The 13,379-nt window shown below is 70.0% G+C and carries 12 protein-coding genes; 10 read left to right on the top strand and 2 right to left on the bottom strand.

Annotated elements, in window-relative coordinates; genetic code table 11:
- The first annotated feature begins 114 nt into the window (after nt 1-114).
- From EUA98_RS09845 to EUA98_RS09830, 4 genes are all read left to right on the top strand, one after another.
- Nucleotides 115-1,107, top strand: coding sequence for a D-ribose ABC transporter substrate-binding protein (locus EUA98_RS09845; protein ID WP_130102507.1), 993 nt, complete (start codon nt 115-117; stop codon nt 1,105-1,107).
- Nucleotides 1,108-1,321: 214 nt separating this feature from the next.
- The gene (locus EUA98_RS09840; protein WP_130102506.1) at nt 1,322-2,320 is read left to right on the top strand and encodes a sugar phosphate isomerase/epimerase family protein; all 999 of its coding nucleotides are present in this window, start codon (nt 1,322-1,324) and stop codon (nt 2,318-2,320) included.
- A complete protein-coding gene (locus EUA98_RS09835) occupies nt 2,317-3,249 on the top strand; it encodes a transketolase (protein WP_130102505.1) in 933 nt (310 codons plus the stop codon). The genes EUA98_RS09840 and EUA98_RS09835 overlap by 4 nt, the downstream gene beginning before the upstream one ends.
- Nucleotides 3,246-4,214 carry a transketolase family protein gene (locus EUA98_RS09830; RefSeq protein ID WP_130102504.1) on the top strand — a complete coding sequence of 323 codons (969 nt, stop codon included), beginning with the start codon at nt 3,246-3,248 and terminating at the stop codon, nt 4,212-4,214. The genes EUA98_RS09835 and EUA98_RS09830 overlap by 4 nt, the downstream gene beginning before the upstream one ends.
- A gap of 55 nt (nt 4,215-4,269) precedes the next feature.
- Here the strand turns inward: EUA98_RS09830 and EUA98_RS09825 are convergent, their stop codons facing one another.
- On the bottom strand, nt 4,270-5,271 hold the full coding sequence (locus EUA98_RS09825; RefSeq protein WP_130102503.1) for a LacI family DNA-binding transcriptional regulator: 1,002 nt from the start codon (nt 5,269-5,271) through the stop codon (nt 4,270-4,272).
- Between the two features lie 283 nt (nt 5,272-5,554).
- Here EUA98_RS09825 and EUA98_RS09820 point away from each other — a divergent pair, with 283 nt between their 5' ends.
- From EUA98_RS09820 to EUA98_RS09795, 6 genes are all read left to right on the top strand, one after another.
- Entirely contained in the window at nt 5,555-6,562 is a 1,008-nt protein-coding gene (locus EUA98_RS09820) for a nucleoside hydrolase (RefSeq protein ID WP_165372785.1), read from the top strand.
- 114 nt (nt 6,563-6,676) lie between these two features.
- On the top strand, nt 6,677-7,948 hold the full coding sequence (locus tag EUA98_RS09815) for an ABC transporter substrate-binding protein (RefSeq protein ID WP_130102501.1): 1,272 nt from the start codon (nt 6,677-6,679) through the stop codon (nt 7,946-7,948).
- An 83-nt stretch (nt 7,949-8,031) separates the two neighbouring features.
- A complete protein-coding gene (locus EUA98_RS09810) occupies nt 8,032-9,006 on the top strand; it encodes a carbohydrate ABC transporter permease (RefSeq protein ID WP_130102500.1) in 975 nt (324 codons plus the stop codon).
- Nucleotides 9,006-9,902, top strand: coding sequence for a carbohydrate ABC transporter permease (locus tag EUA98_RS09805; RefSeq protein WP_130102499.1), 897 nt, complete (start codon nt 9,006-9,008; stop codon nt 9,900-9,902). Before EUA98_RS09810 ends, EUA98_RS09805 begins: the two co-directional genes overlap by 1 nt.
- Nucleotides 9,903-9,970: 68 nt before the next feature.
- Nucleotides 9,971-10,963 (top strand): sugar-binding transcriptional regulator, encoded by a 993-nt coding sequence (locus tag EUA98_RS09800; protein ID WP_242511377.1) that lies wholly within the window; start codon nt 9,971-9,973, stop codon nt 10,961-10,963.
- A 37-nt stretch (nt 10,964-11,000) separates the two neighbouring features.
- Nucleotides 11,001-12,101, top strand: a complete 1,101-nt coding sequence (locus EUA98_RS09795) for a Gfo/Idh/MocA family protein (RefSeq protein ID WP_130102498.1) — start codon at nt 11,001-11,003, stop codon at nt 12,099-12,101.
- A gap of 24 nt (nt 12,102-12,125) precedes the next feature.
- On the opposite strand, the gene EUA98_RS09790 is transcribed toward EUA98_RS09795, so the two are convergent.
- Nucleotides 12,126-13,358, bottom strand: coding sequence for an alpha-hydroxy acid oxidase (locus EUA98_RS09790; RefSeq protein WP_130102497.1), 1,233 nt, complete (start codon nt 13,356-13,358; stop codon nt 12,126-12,128).
- Nucleotides 13,359-13,379 lie beyond the last annotated feature (21 nt).

The raw sequence follows: 13,379 nt of genomic DNA, 5'->3' as shown, positions 1-13,379 counted from the left end.
CTCGGAGCGCACCGCACGACCTCGACCGCACGACCGCACCACCCGCACCACCCGCACCACCGATTCGCACGACCCACCTGTTCGACAACGATGTCTCTCTTGGAGGTCTGGTTCATGTTCCGTACTGCAACCCTGCGGCTGGCCACGGTGCTCGCCGCAAGTGCTCTCGTCCTCGCGGCCTGCTCCTCCGGTTCGGGCGACGACGCGTCCACCGATGCCGCAACGACCGCGGCGAGCGAGGCCGGCGGCCTGATCGCCGTCATCACGCCCTCGCACGACAACCCGTTCTTCAAGGCCGAGGCTGACGCCGCGGTCGCCAAGGCGGAGGAGCTCGGCTACACGACCACCTCCGCGTCGCACGACGACGACCCGAACAAGCAGTCCGAGCTCATCGACGCCGCGATCTCCGCCGGCGCCAAGGCGATCGTCCTCGACAACGCCGGTGCCGACGCCTCGATCGGTCCGGTACAGAAGGCCGTCGACGCCGGCATCAAGGTCTTCCTGATCGACCGGGAGATCAACCAGACCGGCGTGGCCACCGCGCAGATCGTCGCGAACAACTCGCAGGGCGCGGCCCTCGTGGGCGAGGAGTTCGTCAAGGCGCTCGGCGGTGCCGGTGACTACGTCGAGCTGACCGGCAAGGCGTCGGACACCAACGCCGGCGTGCGCTCCAGCGCGTACGCCAGCGTCATCTCGCAGTACCCCGACATGAAGCTCGTCGCGCAGGAGACGGCGAACTGGGACCAGCAGGAGGGCTTCACGAAGACCGAGACCATCCTCCAGAGCAACCCCGGGGTCAAGGGCATCATCGCCGGTAACGACACCATGGCGCTGGGGGCCGTCGCCGCAGTCGAGGCCGCCGGCCTCACCGGCCAGGTCATCGTCGCCGGCTTCGACGGCAGCCCGGACGCGGTTGCCGCGATCGTGGCGAACAAGCTGCTCGCCACGGGCCTGCAGCCGGCCGTCAGCATCGCGGAGCTCGCCGTCGAGCAGGCGGACGAGTTCCTCACCACGGGCAAGTCGTCGCAGCCCGAGAAGCAGTCCGTCGACTGCGTGCTCATCAACGCGGCCAACGCGTCGTCGTACACCCTGTTCGCCCTGAAGTAGCAGCGCCCAGAGGTACTCAGCACAGAGCACGAAGTGGAGCTCGGAGCGACTCGTCGTCGGGCCTCCGCCCGGACCGCTGGCACAGGGTCCGGGCGGGGTGCCCCGCCGGAGAGTGCGCCAGCCCGGTCTCCGGGCACCGAGCCAACCACCCCCTATCCAACTGCCGGGCCGTCTGTTATCGTTTAAGTGAATCTACGATCGGAGTTGACTGAATATGTCGAACAGCAACGAACCGCGCTTCGGAGCCGGGCTGTGGCACTTCGCGAGCTATGTGGACCGGTACGCCACCGACGGCTACGGTGCACCGCTGAGCACGATCGACACGATCGAGCTGGCCGGGTCGGTCGGTGACCTCTCGGTCGTCGACCTCAACTACCCCTTCACCCCGGGGGTCGGCCTGAGCGAGGTCAAAGACGCCCTCAAGGCGACGAACCTGACCGCGATCGGCATCACGCCGGAGATCTACACGCGGCAGTGGCGCAAGGGCGCGTTCACGAACCCGGACGTCAAGGAGCGCATCGCCGCGATCGACCTCATGCACGAGTCGGCCGGCGTCGTGCGCGAGCTGGGTGCCGACTACGTGAAGATCTGGCCCGGCCAGGACGGCTGGGACTACCCGTTCCAGGTCAACCACCACGACCTGTGGAAGCTGGCCGTGGACGGCATGCGCGAGCTCGCCGGGGGACACCCCGACCTGAAGTTCGCCATCGAGTACAAGCCGCGCGAGCCCCGCGTCAAGATGACCTGGGACTCCGCCGCGCGCTCGATCATCGGCATCCAGCAGATCGGTCTGGACAACGTCGGCGTGCTGCTCGACTTCGGTCACTCGCTGTACGGCGGGGAGTCCCCGGCCGACGCCGCCCAGCTGCTCATCGACCACGGCATGTTGTACGGCATGGATGTCAACGACAACCTGCGCGGCTGGGACGACGACCTCGTGGTGGGCACCGTGCACCTCACCGAGATCTTCGAGTTCTTCTACACGCTCAAGATCAACGGCTGGAACGGCGTGTGGCAGCTCGACCAGTTCCCGTTCCGCGAGGACGCCGTCGACGCCGCACGCACCTCGATCCGGTTCCTCAAGGCGCTGCACAAGGCGCTCGACGTGCTGGACATCCCGGCGCTCCAGGAGGCGCAGGAGCGTCAGGACGCGATGGCCGCCCAGCGGCTCGTCCAGGACGCGCTGCTCAGCTGCATGGCGACGGACAAATGACCACCGCACCCGCGCCGGTCACCGTCTCCGCGTCCGCCCCCGTCGCCGGCCTCGTGCCGGCGACGGGCGGCGGGCTGCCCGTCGGGCGGATCGGGGCCGACGCCGGCCGCGACGCCGTGATCGCGCACCTGCGCGAGGGCGCCCGCCTCATCCGCCGCAGCGACATCCAGATGGTGCACGCTGCTGGCCTGGGCCACATCGGTGGCGAGTTCTCGATCACCGACGTGCTCGCCACGCTGTACCTGCACGTCATGAAGGTCTCCCCGGACCAGGTCGCCGACCCCGAGCGGGACCGCCTCATCCTGTCCAAGGGGCACGCGGCCGGCGCGCTGTACACGACCCTGGCCGCCGCGGGCTTCATCCCGCCGGACCAGCTGGCCACCTTCATGCAGCCGATGTCCATGCTCAACGGCCACCCCGACCGCAAGAAGATCGCCGCCGTCGAGGCCAACACCGGTCCGCTCGGGCACGGCCTGCCGATCGCCGTCGGGACCGCCATCGCGGCGAAGCTCGACGGCTCGCCGCGGCGCACGTTCGTGCTGCTCGGCGACGGCGAGCTGCAGGAGGGCTCGAACTGGGAGGCCATGATGACGGCGTCGCAGTACGGCCTGGCAAACCTCACCGCCGTCGTGGACCGCAACCGCCTGCAGCAGGGGGCCCGGGTGGTCGACACCAACGACCTCGAGCCGCTCGCCGACAAGCTGCGGGCGTTCGGCTGGGAGGTCGTCGAGGTCGACGGCCACGACCACGGCGCCCTTCTCGACGTGTTCGCCGCGGTCCCGGCCGCCTCGGGCAAGCCGACCTTCGTCATCGCCCACACGTTCAAGGGCTACCCGATCTCGTTCATGCGCGACAACGTCGCGTGGCACCACAAGGTGCCGTCCGCCGAGCAGGTCGCCCTCGCCCTCGCCGAGCTGGAGACCTCATGACCGCCCTCACCGCGTCCGCGCCCCGCGCCGAGCGGGCCCTGCACGACTGCCGGGACGCCTACGCGGCGACGCTGATCGAGCTCGCCGCCGCGGACCCGCGCGTCGTCGTCGTCGTCAACGACTCCACCGGCTCCAGCAAGCTCGGTGAGTTCGGCAAGCAGTTCCCGGACCGCCTGATCAACGTCGGCATCGCCGAGCAGGACATGGTGGGCGTCGGGGCGGGGCTTGCGAACGGCGGCAAGATCCCGTTCGTCTCGGCGGCGTCGTGCTTCCTGACGGCGCGTGCGCTCGAGCAGATCAAGGTCGACGCGGCCTACTCGAACAACAACATCAAGCTCTGCGGCATGAGCCCGGGCATGGCGTATGGCGAGCTCGGTGCCACGCACCACTCGATCGAGGACCTCGCGTGGCTGCGCGTCATCCCGAACCTCACGGTGATCGTCCCGGCCGATCCGGTCGAGACCGCGCAGGCCCTGCGCTGGGCGGCCGAGCACACCGGCCCGGTGTTCGTGCGGGTCAGCCGCATGGGCGTGCCCGACGTCAACCCGGCCGGATACGAGTTCGTCCCCGGCCGCGCCGTCACGCTGCGCGAGGGCACCGATGTCACGATCATCGCGACCGGCACGGTCGTGTCGCGTGCGCTCGACGCCGCGGACGACCTGGCGCTGGCCGGCATCTCGGCCCGCGTGCTGTCGATGCCGACGATCAAGCCGATCGACACCGACGCCATCGTGGCCGCTGCGCGGGAGACCGGCGCCATCGTCACCGTCGAGGAGGCGCTGACTAGCGGCGGCCTCGGGGGAGCCGTCGCCGAGACCGTCGTGCGCCACCACCCGGTGCCGATGCGGTTCGTGGGCGTGCCCGACGCGTTCGCGCCCACCGGATCGACCTCGTGGCTGTTCGACCACTTCGGGATCTCGGCGGCCGGGATCGACGCCGCCGTCCGGGACGTGCTGGACCGCTGACCTCGCCGGTGCACCGGAGCCCTGCTCCGGTGCACCGCGCGGTGGGCGGCGCCGCCTACGCGACCGGCTGGCGGGCCGCCGTCGACTCCCGGGCGACGAGCACGGGAGCGATCACGCGCCGCTCTAGCCGCTCGCCGGTGCGGATGCGCTCATGGATCATCGCGAACGCCGTCGCCCCCAGGCTGGTGAAATCGAGGAAGACCGAGGACAGCGGCGGCGCGAAGTACTTGGCATCGGGCATGTCGTCGATGCCGATGATCGAGTAGTCCTGTGGAGCGTGCAGGCGTCGGTCCCGCAGGGCGCTCATGAACCCCAGTGCCATCTGGTCGTTGCCGGCGAACACGGCCGTGAAGTCGGCCGGGTCGACCGCTTGCCCCGCGGCGTGCCCGGACGCGGCCGTCCAGTCGCCGCGCACCAGCGGGAGCGCCTCGAGCCCCGCCTGGGCGAGGCCGTCGCGGTAGCCGCGGTCCCGATCGAGGGCTTCGATCCGGGTCTCCGGACCGGCCAGGTGCAGGATCCGGCGATGCCCGAGCCCGGTCAGGTGCTGCGTTGCCAGCAGGCCGGCGGCGTACGAGTCGGCGGTCGCCGAGTCCGCGCTCGACCAGGGTCGACCGGAGACGCTCACCACCGGGATCGTGTCCCAGATGTGGTCGAGAAGCTGCTCGGTGCCATGGAACGGGGTCGAGACGATGATGCCGTCCACGTGCGAGGACTGGAACCCGTCGAGGGTGTGGCGGACCACCTCGAAGGCGTTCGGGGCCTCGATGTCGATGTCGAGCTGGGCGATCAGCAGCGAGTAGTCGGCGAGCCGGGCCGACCGGCTCAGCCCGTCCAGGATCGACCAGAGTCCGTGGTTCGACTGCCCCATGGCGAGGACGCCCACGGTCTGGGTGCGGTTGGTCCGCAGGTTGCGGGCGGTGTGGTTCGGCCGGAAGTCGAGCTCGGCGATCGCCGCCTCGATCCGCAGCCGGGTGTCGGCCCTGACGTAGCCGGACCCCGTGAAGAACCTCGAGACGGTCTGGGCCGAGACGTCGGCGAGGCGGCCGACGTCGGACATGCTCGGCCGCGCTCGTGCACGGCGTCCTGGGGGGCTCGACACGTCGGCAGCCTTCGGGAGGTGAGGGTGGGTACGGGCGGCGTCGACGCGCAACGACGGTGCGTCGACCTGGCTGAACTCTACTGACGAACTGGTGTCGCTGGGGTCTTGCCACACCAACAAGTTATCGATAACCTAGTTCTCATTCGGCAACGAATAGGTATGCAGTGCACGATCACGTCCGCCGTCCGGTGCTCAGGTGCACGGACGCCGACCACGTCCGACTTCGATGGAGAAGACCGCAATGACGCAAGCGACCTGGGCCCTGGGCGAGACTCCGTGGCTCTTCGGCGACGGGGGCCATCCCGCTCCGCGAAGCCGCGTGATCATCGACAACGACTTCTCCGGGGACCCGGACGACCTGTACCAGGTGGTCCACCACGTGCTCTCGCCGTCGGTCGACATCCGCGCCATCATCGGCTCGCACCTGCGGCCCGACGACCCGTTCGACAGCGGCCCGGACACCGCAGCCAACGCCTGCCAGCGGCTCCGCGAGCTGTTCGCCGTGATGGGGCTGGACGCCGAGGACCGCATCTTCCAGGGGGCCGACGTCGCGCTGAAGGACCGGACCACCGCGCACGACACCCCGGCGGCGCGGGCCATCATCGCCGAGGCGATGCGCGACGACACCGACACCCCGCTGTTCGTCGTGTGCGGCGGCGGCCTGACCGACCTGGCCAGCGCGTGGCTGCTCGAGCCGCGCATCGCCGAGCGCCTCACTGTCGTGTGGATCGGCGGCCCGGAGTACCCCCAGCTCGCCGCGGAGCCGCCGGGCATCACGAACCCCGAGTACAACCTCGCTATCGACGTCGTCGCCGGTCAGGTGCTGTTCAACGACTCGCCGCTGGACCTGTGGCAGGTCCCGCGGAACATCTACCGGCAGTGCCTGGTCTCGGACATCGAGCTGCGCCTGCGCGTGGCTGGCCGTGGCCCGCTCGGCCGCTTCCTCTACGACTCGATCTCCGTGGTCGACCGCCACGTGTGGGCCACGGGCGCCTTGCGCGCGGAGACCTACGCGCTCGGCGACTCGCCGCTGGTCCTGCTCACGGCCCTGCAGTCGTACTTCCAGCCGGACTCGTCCTCGAGCGACCACGTCGTGCTGCCGGCGCCCCTGCTGGACGACACCGGCGCGGCGACCCCGCGGCCGGACGGGCGACCGATCCGCGTCTACACCCGGGTCGACACCCGCCTGATGTTCGAGGACATGTTCGGCAAGCTCCAGGCCTTCGCCGACTGGCGCACCGAGCGCTGACGCCGCCGGGCCCCTGACTTCCCCGGCGGTCAACACCGCCTCGGAGCGCACCACCGCACGACCCGGTAGTTCCCACCAGCAGGACCCGCACGTACCGAGATGATGGAGGCAAGGATGCGTTACACACGATCAACGGCGCTCGCGGCAACCGCGGCAGCGGCGCTCATGGCGCTCGCCGGTTGCAGCAGCAGTGGCGACGACTCGGACGGCGCGGGTGGCGGCGACGTCGACCTCAAGGTCTGGATGGCGACCCAGGAACCGACCCAGAAGGAAGCGATCGACACCGTCATCGCCGACTTCGAGGCTGCGAACCCCGGCATCACGGTCACGCTCGAGGAGCGGGCGGTCGACTCCCACAAGGACGCGCTGCGTCAGGTCGCCGGCACGGACTCCGGTCCGGACATCTACTGGTACTGGGAGGGCCCCGGGCTGGGCGGCGAGCTCGTCGAGAACGGGATGAGCCTGGACCTGACCGAGTACTACGACCAGTACAAGTGGGAGGACCGGTTCAGCGACGCCGCCCTGGCGGGCATCACGCAGTACGGCGGCTTCGACGGCATCCCGTGGACCATGCAAGGCGAGGCGATCTACTACAACAAGACGCTGTTCGAGCAGGCGGGGATCAGTGAGACCCCGGCCACCTACGAGGACCTCGTCGCCGCCGCCGACAAGCTGGTCGCGGCCGGCATCACGCCGATCCAGTTCGGCGGGACGGTCAACTGGCACGTCATGCGCCTGCTCGACGCGCTGATCGAGACCAAGTGCGGCGCGGACCTGGCCGACACGCTCAACACCACCCAGGCGGGGTGGGACACCGAGGAGTGCGTCACCGAGGCGTTCACGGAACTCAAGACCTGGGGCGACACGTACCTCAACGAGGGCTTCATGGGTATCAACAACGACGACTCCAGCCAGCTGTTCTACACGGGTGAGGCCGCCATGGCGTTCGAGGGCACCTGGTTCGACTCGAACGTCGCCGAGAACGGCATGAACCCCGACGAGGTCGGCATCTTCACATTCCCGACCGACACCGGCCGGCTCTACGGCTTCGGTGAGGGCTTCTACGTCAACGCCACCACCACGCACGCCGACGAAGCCGCGAAGTTCCTCGACTTCGGCACCGCCACGGCGTCGCAGGAGAAGGTCGTCGGGGCCTGGGCCGCGATGTCGGTCAACAACGAGGTCGACCCGTCCACGGACAACGCCCTGCACGGGCTGTGGCCGGACATCTTCAACGCGGCGACGGGTCTGTACGTGAACAACGACCAGAACCTCTCGCTCGACCAGACGACGGAGTACTGGCGCATCCAGAACTCGGTCCTCACCGGCGACATCGCCCCCGCGGACGCCGGCGCCGAGTTCCAGAAGTTCGTCGACGCGAACTGACGTCTGACGCATCGACGCGAGGGTGCGGGGGGCGTTCCCCCGACGGTCCCCGCACCCTCGACCAACCTCCCCGAAGGACGCACATGTCGGTCATCGAGCACAAGGAAGCGCCCGAAGGCAGCCCTCGCCGGGCCCTGGCGCGCCAGACCAAGCCGGGGCGCCGCCAGCGCGGGGCCCACCGGAACACGTTCATCGCGGCGCTGCCGTACCTGGTGCCGACCGCCCTGCTCTACGGGTACTTCCTGCTCTACCCCATGCTCGACTCGGTCCGGATCTCGTTCTACGAGTGGTCCGGGTTCCGCACCCAGGAGCCGACCTGGGTCGGGCTCGAGAACTACGTCCGCCTGTTCACCGGTGCGGACCCGGTCTTCTGGAAGGCGTTCCAGAACTCGGTGATCTGGGTGGCCCTGGCAGTCCTCATCCCGATGACGTTGAGCCTGCTGCTCGCGCTCGCGCTCAACCGCAAGATGATCGGGCGCAACCTGTTCCGCTCGGTGTTCTACATCCCGGCCGTGTTCGCCTCCATCACCGTCGCGGCGATGTGGCGCTGGATCTACAACCCCACCCTCGGCGCCGTGAACCAGGTGCTGGAAGGCATCGGGCTCGACTCCTGGACCCAGCAGTGGCTCGGCAACCCCAAGATCGCCCTGTACTCCATCTTCGTCGCAGCCGTGTGGCAGGGCGTCGGCTTCAACATGGTGCTCTTCCTCGCCGGCCTGCAGCAGGTCCCGCCCGAGCTCGTGGAGGCGGCCAAGCTCGACGGTGCCCGCGGCCCGCAGATTTTCCGCCACGTCACCGTCCCGGCCCTGCGCCCGACGTTCGTGGTGGTCCTGATCCTCACGATCATCAACTCGCTCAAGGTCTTCGACCTGGTCGTCGGCATGACCGGGGGTGGCCCGGCCCAGTCCACCCAGGTCCTGGCGCTGTGGTCGTACTCGCAGTCGTTCTCCAACCACAACTTCGGCCAGGGCGGCGCGGTGGCCACCGTGCTGCTCGTCATCTCCCTGTGCCTGGTCGTTCCGTATCTGATCTGGGCCCTGAAGGGAGAGGAGGACTGATGGCCGCCACGACCGTCACCACCGCACACGCCGCCCGTACGCACCTCGGTCGGGAGGCGGGCCGCCGCAAGCCCCGTGACTGGGTCGGCATCGGCCTGTGGATCGCCTTGCTGCTGTCCGCGCTCGCCTGGGCGATGCCCTTCATCTTCATGTTCCTCACCTCGGTCAAGAGCAAGGCCGACATCAACGCGCTGTCGACCTGGGACCTGCCGACCACCTTCCTGTGGGCGAACTACGCCGACGCGATCGACACCGGCAACCTGTGGGAGACCGGCGCGAACAGCCTGCTCATCGCCCTGGTCAAGGTCCCGCTCGGCCTGCTGCTCGCTTCCGGTGCGGCCTTCGCGCTGGCCCGGCTGCGGTTTCGGCACCACAAGGTGGTCCTCGGCCTGTTCGTGGTCGGCTCGATGGTGCCGATCCAGGTCGCTCTCGGGCCGCTGTTCAACACCATGCTCCGGCTGGACCTGCTCGACTCCCGGGCCGGCCTGATCCTGCCGTACCTCGCCTTCGGCATCCCGTACCAGGTGTTCATGCTCTACGGGTTCTTCAAGGCGATCCCGGACGAGCTCGACGAGTCGGCCCGGATCGACGGCGCCTCGACGTTCCGGGTCTTCTGGCAGATCTGCCTGCCGCTCGCCCGGCCGGCCCTGGCGGCGCTGTTCATCCTCGATTTCGTCGCGACCTGGAACGAGTACGCGATGGCCACGACGCTGCTGCAGAGCCAGTCGAACTGGACCATCCCGCTCGCCGTCCAGAGCTTCAGCTCCCAGCACGCGACCGATTACGGCTCGCTCAACGCCTTCATCATCATGTCGGCCGTCCCCGTGCTGATCGTCTACCTGATGTTCCAGCGCTACTTCGTCCAGGGCGCCTTCGCCGGCGCCGTCAAGGGGTAGGCAGGAGGAGGTTCATTGGCCATAGAATTGCAACGACGATTGAACATTCGCACAAGGGGGCGCTCCCAGTGGCCAACGACTTTGGCTCTCACCTCGCGGGGAACCGCTTCGGGCACTCCGAGGACCAGCTCCGGCTGATGGCGAAGATCGCGCGGATGTACCACGAGCGCGGCATGCGCCAGGCGGAGATCGCCGCCGAGCTGCACGTCTCCCAGCCGCGGGTGTCCCGGCTGCTCAAGCGCGCCGGCGAGGTCGGGATCGTGCGGACCACCGTGTCACTGCCGTCCGGGGTGCACACCGACCTCGAGGACGCCCTCGAGGCGCGCTTCGGGCTCACCGAGGCCGTCGTCGTCGATGCGGGCGGGGCCGACGACGACGTCACGCCCGCCCTGGGCGCGGCCGCGGCGGTCTACCTCGAGACCACCCTGACCGGCGGCGACACGGTCGGGATCTCCTCGTGGTCGGCGACCCTGCTCGCCGCCGTCGAGTCGATGCGGCCGTCCCGCACCCCGGTCGTGACCACGGTCGTGCAGGTCGTCGGCGGGGTGGGCGACCCCCGCGTGCAGATGCAGGCCACCCGGCTGATCGGGATGTTCGCCGAGAACACTGGCGCCGCCCCGGTGTTCATGCCCGCCCCCGGCATGCTCGGGACCGTCTCGGCGCGCGACTCCCTGGTCGCCGACCCCACGGTCCAGGCCGTGATGGACGTCTGGTCGAAGCTCACCATGGTGCTGGTCGGGATCGGCTCGCTCGAACCGTCGCCGCTGCTGCGGGCGAGCGGCAACGCCCTGGCCGACGCCGATCTCGCCGTCCTGCGCGACGCCGGCGCGGTCGGCGACATCTGCCTGCGGTTCTTCGACGGCGCCGGCGAGCCCGTGAAGTCCGCCGTCGACGACCGGGTCATCGGCATCACGGCCGACCAGCTCCACCAGGTCCAGCGCCGGGTCGCGGTGGCCGGCGGCGCGAACAAGCACTCGGCGATCCGCGCGGTCCTGGCCGGCGGCTGGATCACGGTGCTGATCACGGACGTCGACGAGGCCCGCCGGCTCCTCGCCGACTGATCGCGCCACACTGCACGTGACGCCAGGGAGGGATCTCATGACGACCAGGGCCGGGATCGGGATCGTCGGGGCCGGGGACATCAGCGGCCAGTACCTCTCGATGCTCACCCAAGCACCCGACGTCGAGGTGCGCTTCGTCGCGTCGCGCGACCTGGCACGAGCCAGGGCGAAGGCGGACGAGTTCGGCGTCGCCGGGTCGGGCTCCTACGCCGAGCTGCTGCGCGACCCTCGCGTCGACGTCGTCGTCAACCTCACCGTGCCGCAGGTCCACGCGGAGCTCACCGCCCAGGCGCTCGAGGCCGGCAAGCACGTCTGGAGCGAGAAGCCGCTCGCGCTCAGCGGCGCCGACGGTCGCGCGCTGCTGGACCTGGCCGAGTCCCGCGGGCTGCGCCTCGGGTGCGCGCCGGACACGTTCCTCGGCACCGGGCTGCAGTCCGCGCTGCAGATCGTGCGGTCCGGCCAGATCGGCACACCCCGGTCCGCGTTCGCGAGCTTCCAGTACGGCGGGCCGAACCTGTGGCACCCGAGCCCGGAGTTCTTCTTCACCCACGGCGGCGGGCCCCTGCTCGACATGGGCCCGTACTACCTCACGGCGCTGGTGCAGGTCTTCGGCTCCGTCCGGCGGGTGAGCGCGACGGCGGTCCAGGGCGCCTCCACCCGGGTCATCCAGGCCGGGCCGCGCGCCGGGCAGCGGTTCGCGGTCGACGTCCCGACCCATGTCACGGCGCTGTACGAGTTTGTCGGTGGCGGGGTCGCCGACGTGATCCTCAGCTTCGACACCCCGATCATGCGGGTCGCGCTCGAGGTCACCGGTACCGCCGGGGCGCTGCGGTTCCCGGACCCCAACCAGTTCGCCGGTGACAGCGAGGTCTTCGCCCCCGACGGGAGCTCGCAGAGGTTTGCGCCGATCGCCCCCGGTGGCCCCGGACGCGGGTCGGGCGTCGTCGACCTGGTCCGCGCGGTCCGCGCCGGGGTGCCCGAGCGGGCGTCCGGGGCGTTGGCCTTCCACGTGCTCGAGGCGATGCTCGCCACGCAGGAAGCCGCGCGCACCGGCCAGCCGGCCGAGGTGGTCAGCCGCGTGGAGCCGGCACCGCTGCTGCCCGCCGGCTGGGGGACCGAGACCGCCCTGACCGGGTGACCTGCGGGTGTGCTCCGGGACCCGTCAGGTGAGCGGCACCAGGCGCGCGAGCTGGGTGACGTGCGCCGGGGTGAGCTCCTCGAGGCTGGTGACGCCGAGCAGCCGCATCGTCCGGGCGATCTGCTCGGACAGGATGTCGATCGCACGGTTGACGCCCGCCTCGCCGCCGGCCATGAGCCCGTACAGGTACGCGCGCCCGATCAGGGTGAACCTGGCTCCCAGCGCGACCGCGGCGACGATGTCGGCGCCGGACATGATGCCGGTGTCCAGGTGCACCTCGAGATCGGCGCCGACCTCGCGCACGACCGACGGCAGCAGGTGGAACGGGATCGGTGCCCGGTCGAGCTGACGGCCGCCGTGGTTGGACAGGATGATCGCGTCGACACCCGCCGCGGCGAGCCGGCGGGCGTCGTCGAGGTTCTGGACGCCCTTGACGACGACCTTGCCGGGCCACTGCGTGCGGATCCAGGCGAGGTCCTCGTAGGTCACCGTCGGGTCGAACATCGTGTCCAGCAGCTCCGCGACGGTGCCGGACCAGCGGTCGATGCTCGCGAACGCGAGCGGCTCGGTGGTGAGGAAGTCGATCCACCAGGCCGGGCGCGGCAGCGCGTTGAGGACGGTGCCGGGGGTCAGCGCGGGCGGGATGGACATGCCGTTGCGCTTGTCGCGCAGCCGGGCCCCGGCCACGGGCACGTCCACGGTGACGATGAGGGTGTCGTAGCCGGCCTTGGCGGCGCGCTCGACCAGCGCCATGGACCGGTCGCGGTCCTTCCACATGTACAGCTGGAACCAGTTGCGCCCGAGGGGGTTGGCGGCTTTGACGTCCTCGATCGAGCAGGTGCCCATCGTGGACAGCGAGAACGGGATCCCCGCGCGGGCCGCGGCGTGCGCCCCGGCGATCTCGCCCTCGGTCTGCATCATCCGGGTGAACCCGGTCGGGGCGATCCCGAACGGCTGGGAGACGGGTGCCCCGAGCACGTCCCAGCCGGTGGTGACCTTGGAGACGTCGCGCAGGATCGAGGGGTGGAACTCGATGTCCTCGAACGCCTGCCGGGCGCGGGCCAGCGACAGCTCGGCCTCGGCGGCGCCCTCGGTGTAGTCGAACGCCGCCTTCGGGGTGCGCCGTCGGGCGATGGTGCGCAGGTCGGCGATCGTGAGCGCCGCGTCGAGCCGCCGCTTGCGCGCGTTGAGCTCGGGAGTCTTGAACTGCATCAGCGGGGCGAGGTCGCGGACCTTCGGGACGCGTCGTTGAGTCATGAGTTCAGTGTTTCCCTATCT

The organism is Pengzhenrongella frigida (assembly GCF_004168625.1).
Taxonomy (GTDB): Bacteria; Actinomycetota; Actinomycetes; order Actinomycetales; family Cellulomonadaceae; genus Pengzhenrongella; species Pengzhenrongella frigida.
This window is presented reverse-complemented; position numbering and strand designations above follow the sequence as displayed.

Coding starts and splice junctions, on each gene's coding strand:
- EUA98_RS09805 (WP_130102499.1), top strand. CDS start 9,006: ATGGCCGCCACGACCGTCACCACCGCACACGCCGCCCGTACGCACCTC.
- EUA98_RS09810 (WP_130102500.1), top strand. CDS start 8,032: ATGTCGGTCATCGAGCACAAGGAAGCGCCCGAAGGCAGCCCTCGCCGG.
- EUA98_RS09790 (WP_130102497.1), bottom strand. CDS start 13,358: ATGACTCAACGACGCGTCCCGAAGGTCCGCGACCTCGCCCCGCTGATG.
- EUA98_RS09815 (WP_130102501.1), top strand. CDS start 6,677: ATGCGTTACACACGATCAACGGCGCTCGCGGCAACCGCGGCAGCGGCG.
- EUA98_RS09845 (WP_130102507.1), top strand. CDS start 115: ATGTTCCGTACTGCAACCCTGCGGCTGGCCACGGTGCTCGCCGCAAGT.
- EUA98_RS09795 (WP_130102498.1), top strand. CDS start 11,001: ATGACGACCAGGGCCGGGATCGGGATCGTCGGGGCCGGGGACATCAGC.
- EUA98_RS09825 (WP_130102503.1), bottom strand. CDS start 5,271: ATGTCCGACGTCGGCCGCCTCGCCGACGTCTCGGCCCAGACCGTCTCG.
- EUA98_RS09830 (WP_130102504.1), top strand. CDS start 3,246: ATGACCGCCCTCACCGCGTCCGCGCCCCGCGCCGAGCGGGCCCTGCAC.
- EUA98_RS09820 (WP_165372785.1), top strand. CDS start 5,555: ATGACGCAAGCGACCTGGGCCCTGGGCGAGACTCCGTGGCTCTTCGGC.
- EUA98_RS09835 (WP_130102505.1), top strand. CDS start 2,317: ATGACCACCGCACCCGCGCCGGTCACCGTCTCCGCGTCCGCCCCCGTC.
- EUA98_RS09840 (WP_130102506.1), top strand. CDS start 1,322: ATGTCGAACAGCAACGAACCGCGCTTCGGAGCCGGGCTGTGGCACTTC.